General features: G+C 39.0%; 6 protein-coding genes. All 6 read right to left on the bottom strand.

Annotated elements, in window-relative coordinates; translation table 11 throughout:
- The coding region (locus UC75_RS21745) for a tetratricopeptide repeat protein (RefSeq protein ID WP_228137375.1) at positions 1-368 on the bottom strand (368 nt) is incomplete at its 3' end.
- On the bottom strand, positions 365-958 hold the full coding sequence (gene metW / locus UC75_RS13675) for a methionine biosynthesis protein MetW (protein WP_001217230.1): 594 nt from the start codon (positions 956-958) through the stop codon (positions 365-367). The genes UC75_RS21745 and metW, both read right to left, overlap by 4 nt.
- Positions 958-2,118 (bottom strand): homoserine O-succinyltransferase MetX, encoded by a 1,161-nt coding sequence (gene metX / locus UC75_RS13670; RefSeq protein WP_049837917.1) that lies wholly within the window; start codon positions 2,116-2,118, stop codon positions 958-960. Before metX ends, metW begins: the two co-directional genes overlap by 1 nt.
- 83 nt (positions 2,119-2,201) lie before the next feature.
- Positions 2,202-3,899, bottom strand: coding sequence for a 2-isopropylmalate synthase (leuA, locus tag UC75_RS13665; protein ID WP_049837916.1), 1,698 nt, complete (start codon positions 3,897-3,899; stop codon positions 2,202-2,204).
- Positions 3,900-4,357: 458 nt separating this feature from the next.
- Positions 4,358-5,041, bottom strand: coding sequence for a Fe2+-dependent dioxygenase (locus UC75_RS13660; protein ID WP_049837915.1), 684 nt, complete (start codon positions 5,039-5,041; stop codon positions 4,358-4,360).
- Positions 5,042-5,148: 107 nt separating this feature from the next.
- Positions 5,149-7,422 carry a TonB-dependent receptor gene (locus UC75_RS13655; RefSeq protein ID WP_049837914.1) on the bottom strand — a complete coding sequence of 758 codons (2,274 nt, stop codon included), beginning with the start codon at positions 7,420-7,422 and terminating at the stop codon, positions 5,149-5,151.
- Positions 7,423-7,853: the final 431 nt, after the last annotated feature.

Here is a 7,853-nt window from a genome sequence, read left to right as displayed (position 1 = left end):
CCATTGCTTGCTGCTTTTTCAAAGTATTTACGAGCCATTGACTCATCTTTTCTAACACCAATACCGTCGGCGTACATACGACCCACGTTAAGTTGAGCTGGTGATAAACCTTGATCAGCTGCTGCTTTAAACCATGCGAAAGCTTGTTTTTCGTCTTTTTCTACATCTTTACCATATTGGTAGTGTGTACCAAGGTAAAATTGCGCGCCTGCTTGACCAGCTTTTGCAGCTTTCTGAAGGTCATTAACCCCCATTGTTGAAAAGCGTGCAGCCTGACTCGCAACCGATTGTGGCTGGGCGATATAATCTGCATGAGCCTGCATACTTAGCAGTCCTGCAAATAGTGTGCTAAATAATGTCTTTTTCATAGTGCACTCACTCGATAAATAGCGACTTCACCAAACAAATTAGGAACATGTTTGCTTAACAGGCTTCCCTGCTGATTTCCATTGACGGCGAGTCGATTAATAATTTGTATCTGATTTTCAGCACAGAGTGCTTCGAAATCTTTAAATGTACATAGATGAATATTGGGGGTGTTATACCACATATATGGTAAAGCATCCGATACAGGCATCATTCCTTTTAATGCAAGAAAAGAACGAGTCTTCCAATGCGCAAAGTTTGGAAAAGTAATAATTGCCTGTTTACCCACACGCACCATGTCTCTTAATAAAACATCCGGTGCATCTACAGCTTGCAAAGCCTGTGCCATAACCACATAGTCAAAAGACTGGTCGGCAAAACGGCTCAAACCGAGATTCAAATCTTGTTGAATAATATTTAACCCGCGACTGACGGCAATTGCAATCTTTTCTTGATCAATTTCTAAACCATAAGCACGAATTTGATGCTTTTGGCTCATATGAGCGAGTAATTCACCATCACCACACCCTAAATCGAGTACGCTTGAGCCGGGTTTAATCCACTTTTCTGCCAGTTGTTGATCAATACGCATTAACTTGCCTCCAGTGATGTCGATTTTAAGTGTTCTTCACCGCCTAAGAAAGCGCGCATGGTTTTGACATACAGTGGAATCGGGAATAAGAACGAGTCATGGCCTTGCTCAGCATCAATATCGAGATAACTTACTGGCTTATGATTGGTAATAAGTGCATCTACAATTTCTTGAGAGCGACTAGGGGCAAAACGCCAGTCTGTTGTAAATGAGACAATCAGGAACTGACATTTGGTTTTACCCATCGCTTCTGTTAACGAATGATTGTATTCACGTGATGGGTCAAAATAATCCAAAGCTTTGGTCATGATGAGATAAGTATTGGCATCAAAGTTACGGCTAAACTGTTCGCCTTGATAACGAAGATAGCTTTCGACTTGAAACTCAACATCAAAACCATACATAAATTTGCCAGATTTTAAATCACGGCCAAATTTTTGTTTCATGGCCTCTTCTGAAAGATAGGTGATATGACCGACCATACGAGCCAAAATCAGGCCACGTTTCGGGTAGCTATCATTTTCTAAATAACGACCATGATGGAAGTCTGGATCAGATAAGATCGACTGACGCGCAACCTCATTAAATGCAATATTTTGTGCTGAAAGCTTTGGTGCACTGGCAATAATCACACACTTTTGTAAGCGGTCAGGATAGTCTACTGACCATTGTAGTGCTTGCATGCCTCCTAATGATCCACCCACAACTGCATACCAAGCATCTACACCCAAAAGGTCAGAAAGCATGGCCTGAGTTTTGACCCAGTCGCGTACCGTTACCAACGGGAAATCCGGTCCATAAGGGCGATTATCATTTTCAGGATTTGGTGACGTTGGGCCAGTTGAGCCGCTACATCCACCAATATTATTGAGCGAAACTACAAAAAACTTATTTGTGTCGATTGCTTTACCCGGGCCAATACAGCTATCCCACCATCCAGCTTTTTTATCATCTTCATGGTGATAACCCGCTGCATGATGATGTCCGGAAAGAGCATGACAGATTAAAATGGCATTTGATTTATCTGCATTTAAAGTGCCGTAAGTTTCAACCATTAATTCAAAACGTGGCAAAACACGCCCACATTCAAGATGTAATGGTTCTTCAAATTGGAACTTTTGCGGAGTGACTAACCCCACTGAATCAGCTGGAAAAGACACGGGAACATTTCGCCTTTTAAATCTTTCAGGAATAAAAAGAAAGGATACCAAGCTAGGTATCCTTTCAAAAGAGTTTTTTTAAATTAAACAGCGGCGGCAACAACCTGATCTGTACTTAAAACGCCTTGATCAATCAAACGGTTAGTACATGCAATAATTGCTTCAATCGATGAGGTGACTGTATTGTCATGAACACCTGCACCAAATGAACCTTTACCTGTACCTTTGACTTGAAGTTCGATCAAGGTTAATGCTTTCGCATTTGCACCTGAACTAATACTACGTTCTTCATAGTTCAATACGTCAATTGGTAATTGAAGCGCATTTAAGAATGCAGAGATTGGTCCATTACCTTCACCGCGAAGTTGTTGTGTTTCACCTTCAACATCAACATCAAGTTCGATAATCTGAGTGCCATTAATGTCAGATAATCTGTAGTTTTTGACTGTGTAATGGTGGTTTTTCACATCAACATAAGTGTCTTTAAACAAGATCCAGATTTCTTTTGCATTAATTTCTGTACCATTATCATCAGCATATTGTTGAACAACCTGACTGAATTCGATTTGTAAACGGCGTGGCAATACAACGTTGTAGTTTGCTTCTAATAAGTAAGCAATACCGCCTTTACCAGACTGACTATTTACACGAATAACTGCGTCATAGTCGCGGCCCAAATCTTTCGGGTCGATTGGCAAGTAAGGCATATCCCAGATTTCTTCGTTTTTCTGGTATTCAAAGCCTTTTTTGATTGCATCCTGATGTGAACCAGAGAATGCAGTAAATACCAAGTCACCTGCATATGGATGACGAGGGTGTACAGGTAAGCCAGTACATTCTTCAACTGTTGCAATCACTTCATTAATGTTAGAGAAATCTAACTCTGGTGCTACGCCTTGGGTGTACATGTTCAATGCAATAGCTGCAACGTCAACGTTACCCGTACGTTCACCATTACCGAACACACAACCTTCAACACGGTCAGCACCCGCCATAATGGCAAGTTCTGATGCAGCAATACCACAGCCGCGGTCATTGTGACAGTGAACAGAAATGATCACGCCATCACGACGTGCCAAATTACGATGCATCCATTCAATTTGGTCTGCATAAACATTTGGCGTAGAAACTTCTACAGTAGCGGGTAAGTTTAAAATCACTTTATGGTCAGGACGTGCATCCCAAATTTCTGTGACGGCATCACAGACATCTTTAGCGACTTCTAATTCAGTTGCAGAGAAACACTCTGGGCTGTACTGGAAAATCCAGTCAGTTTGAGGATATTGCGCCGCATACTCTTTAACTTTTTGAGCAGCATTAATTGCTAATTGTTTTGCACCATTAACGTCTACATTCAACACCTTTTGACGGAAGGTTGGAGAGTTAGAGTTATAAATATGCACAATTGCGCGTTTAGCACCTGCCAAAGATTCAAAAGTACGTTCAATTAAATGATCACGTGCTTGAACCAAAACCTCAATGTATACGTCATCAGGAATATGATTTTCTTCAATCAACATGCGAGTAAAATCGAAGTCAATTTGAGACGCAGAAGGGAAACCGATTTCAATATGTTTAAAACCGATTTTTACAAGCATTTTGAACATTTTGAATTTTTGTTCCATGTTCATCGGTTCAAAAATTGCTTGGTTACCGTCACGTAAATCAGTACTCATCCAGATTGGCGCTTTTGTAATTTCTTTATTTGGCCATTGGCGATCTGGTAAATCCACTCGTTGGTACATACGGCGGTATTTTTTGCTTGGGTCAGCCAACATCATGAGAAAACTCCTTGTCTCGTAGCGCAGTTGCTTTGGATATATTTAAAAGGCAACGTCTCTACTTAATATATGGTATCTAATTCAGAAAAATTAAAGGGAATTTCAAAGTGCTGCTTTAGAAAGCAGACAAAATTTTTATACGCGCGCTTGGCGCAGCATCAGGAGTTGCGGATGATGTCTTGCTTGAGTAGGCTGGGCAAACAAGTAATTCGTTTTCATCTCTAGACCGTGAAATAATAAGTTTGATGGTTTGCTGGTAATCTTGATATTTAGATATATCACATCTAAACAATGATTACACCTTGTGCAAAATTCTTATCGTAATTTTAATCTTAGAAATTAGAAAATAATTTTCTAATTTTGCGCAGTTTTATATTTTTGAGAAAATAATTTTCATATTTTTGCCATATTGAGGTAAAAGAAATTATATGATCTCAATAAGGCAAAAATAAATGTAGTTATAGCTCTGACCACATTCGAATTAAATTATGATAAATGTTGGTGAGCTTCATGACTTCTGGATAGTTGTCGCCGTGTGTTTTACGTAATTCTCTAATACTTTCATCTAAGTTAAATAAAAGATGGCGTTTACTATCGTCGCGTACCAAACTTTGTACCCAGAAAAAAGAAGCAAAACGAGTACCTGAAGTAATGCTACTGACTTCGTGCAGGCTAGTAGACGGGTAGAGCACTACATCACCTGCGGGTAATTTGACTTCGTGATAACCATAAGTGTCTTCAATAACGAGGTCACCACCTTCATATTCTTCGGGTTCACTTAAAAATAGCGTACAAGATAAATCGGTGCGGAGCTGCTCAAAAGTACCACGGATAAGACGAATTGAGTTGTCCACGTGAAAACCGAAGCTTTCATGTTCATCATAACGATTAAAAAGCGGTGGAATAATTTTGTGGGGTAGGGCCGCAGCCTGAAACACTGGATTTTGCCAAATTGCTTTGATGACAATATCACTCAAATGATGAGTAAGCGGATCTTGTTCCGAGAGTTGCTGATTTCTTTTAACAGAAGCAGATAAGGTCCCAGCCGTCACTTTTCCACCTACCCAATTGGCTTCTTCCATAAGTTTACGAAACTCGGCAACTTGCTCTTTGCTTAAAACATTAGGGATATGATGAATCACAGCAAACACCTTTTAATATAGATACTTCATTTGTAAAAATAGCCTCGTGACGAGGCTATTTTATATGAACTTTAATTAATTCCATAAATAAATTATGGAATTTAAACTTAGTACTTAAAGTTAATCGCTAAGACAGCATTACGGCCAACACCTTCAAACGCGTAGTGAGCAGGGTGAGCACTTGTGAAGTAGCGCTTATCAGAGATATTGTTAATGTTAAGCTGTAAGTTTACGTTCTTGTTGACGTCGTATTTAGCCATAGCATTGTAAATGGTATAGGTTGGTAAATACTTGTCTTCAAGCATCGTTGTACCCGTGTTTGTATTAGTGAACACTTTGTCACGATACTCAGCACCTGCACCAACTGTTAATTTAGGCAAGATTCTATAAGTTGACCACAATGTTGCGCTATTTTTAGCTACGAAAGGAAGAGGTTTACCTTCTTGAGCAACTGCGTTGTAAGCCGCTTTTGTAAGTTCGCTGTCTAAATAGCTATAACCAGCTGAAACTTCCCACTTATCAGTCACTTTACCGTTGAAACCAACTTCAAAGCCGTCAACTTTACTTTCGCCAGCATTAGTTGACGTATTGGCGTCTATAGCGATACGAGTATTTTGCTTCTCTGTGCGGAAGATTGCAGCAGTTAAGTTTGCACGGTTATTAAATAGGTCCCACTTTGTACCTATTTCGAAAGTACGTGCTTTTTCTGGGTCTAAATCATTTGCTTGTTGCGAAGATGTAGAGAGTGCATCTGCACCGTCACCTTGGTCAACGCCAACTGGGTTAGCAGAAGTTGCAAAGCTTACATAGACACTGCCATTTTCAGTTGGTTTATAGACTAGACCAGCTTGATAAGAGAAGTAATCACTGTCGTTTTCAAATTTCTGACCAGCTGCAATGCTTACATCATTTGAGTAATTGCCGTTAGCTCCACCCACTGTTTTATAAATGTTTTTATTATATTTACGTTCAGTTTCAAATTTATCCCAACGTACGCCCAAATTTAAAAGCCATTGAGGGTTAAATTCGATGCTATCTAAAGCATATAAAGAAACAGTACGACTGCGGGTGGTATATTGATTGGTGATGCTACCTAAAGTATCGGTAAATGCTCCATTCATTGGATTATTTACTGATGTACACCAACCATTCGAAAGAGCACTGCTCGCAGGGCAGCTTGTATTGTGTACAGTTGAGGTTGTACCAGAGCCATCTGTAAAAGTGTAAACACCTTGGCTTGATTCTTGATAGCTCCACTCAGCACCTGTATTGAAAGAGTGCTTAAGTGAGCCAGTATTAAATTTCCCTTTTAACGCAAGCTGGTCACTATATGCATCAGTATCTACAATACGACTTAAAGCACGACGAACAATAGTACCATTTTTGGTTACATTACCTTTTGAGTCATCTGCGTTTGTATAGATGTAATCTGATTTAGATTTTGTATATGACATCGTATTTGACAAAGTTAAATCATCAGCAAGATCTTGCTCTAATTTAAATGTACCAATGTGGTTTTCACGCTTATCAAAATCACGCTCTTTCCAGCCATAATATGTGCCTTGTTTTACGTCAATTGGTTTTCCACCAACAGGAAGAAATGGAATACCTGCATCAGGTTCATCATTACTACGTAAATAGTAGTAGCTCAGTGTTCCACGAGTTGCGCTATCGAGGCCAAATGCAAGACTTGATGCAATACCGGCACGAGCATATTCAGCACCATTATTTGCACCAGCTTTTTCGTTTTCATGGCCCATAACCACAACACGACCAGCAACACCGTTACCAAAGTCTTTGTTAGCATCGAGTTGGATATGACGATAGTTGTCAGTACCACCTTGAACGCTACCTTGGTAAATATCACCTTCATGAGCAACTTTTGGGATTAAATTAATACTTCCACCTACACCGCCGCCGCCGCCAAGAGCAGAAGAAGAGCCTTTAATGACTTCAACTTGTTCGATGGCAAACATATCGCGATTTTGAGAAGTAGAATTACGAACACCATCAACGTAGACAGATGATTGAGCACTATAACCACGGATGTAGGGCATATCTGTAAACGGCGTACCACCTTCACCTGCACCTAACGTAATACCAGGTTCATAGCGTAAAGCTTCGAGTAGAGTATTAGAGTTTGTATCTTTTATTAATTTTTGAGAAAGAATAGAGACTGATTTTGGCGTGTCTTTAAGAGGAGCTACTAGTTTAGAGTTGGCTGACTGATCTACTTTTAAAGATTCTTCTTGAGTCGCCTGAGTATGAATCGTTGGTAATTGTGAAATTGCTTCTTGTGCCATGGCTGTTGTTGCAATCATTGATAACGAAGAAGCTATCGCAGAAGAAACAATTTTTTTACGTGTTCTAATCAAAGACATGACTTCAGGACTCTAAAACTAAAAGGTTATGCGAATAATAATAATTCTTATTTATATGTACAGTTTGTGTTAATTGGATTTGCCAATTGAATTATGAAGAAAAAGTGAATGATTGAATGATGAATTGTACTTTTATTTAGCTAATCTACTGATTCTTAGTAATTGTTTGTAAAAGCGATTAAATTTAGATTTTGATTGTAATTTTAGATTTATGAAGAATAACTAAAAAATTAGTTTTACTTAATGCTTTATGAAAAATATTTAAAGAATCATAAAATTACTGTGAAATTTACCAGAATAACGAGGCTAACTTAAATGAAGTGATCGGTTAATTTTGTATATCTTGAAAGTTGTCATATAATACAGCACTTTTAAAAAAACTGTTCCTACTCACTAATTTTTATCGAGGAAGCCATGCAAGTAACGACTGA

The sequence above is a fragment of the Acinetobacter sp. V2 genome (assembly GCF_001188385.1).
In the GTDB taxonomy this organism is placed as follows: domain Bacteria; phylum Pseudomonadota; class Gammaproteobacteria; order Pseudomonadales; family Moraxellaceae; genus Acinetobacter; species Acinetobacter oleivorans.
This window is presented reverse-complemented; position numbering and strand designations above follow the sequence as displayed.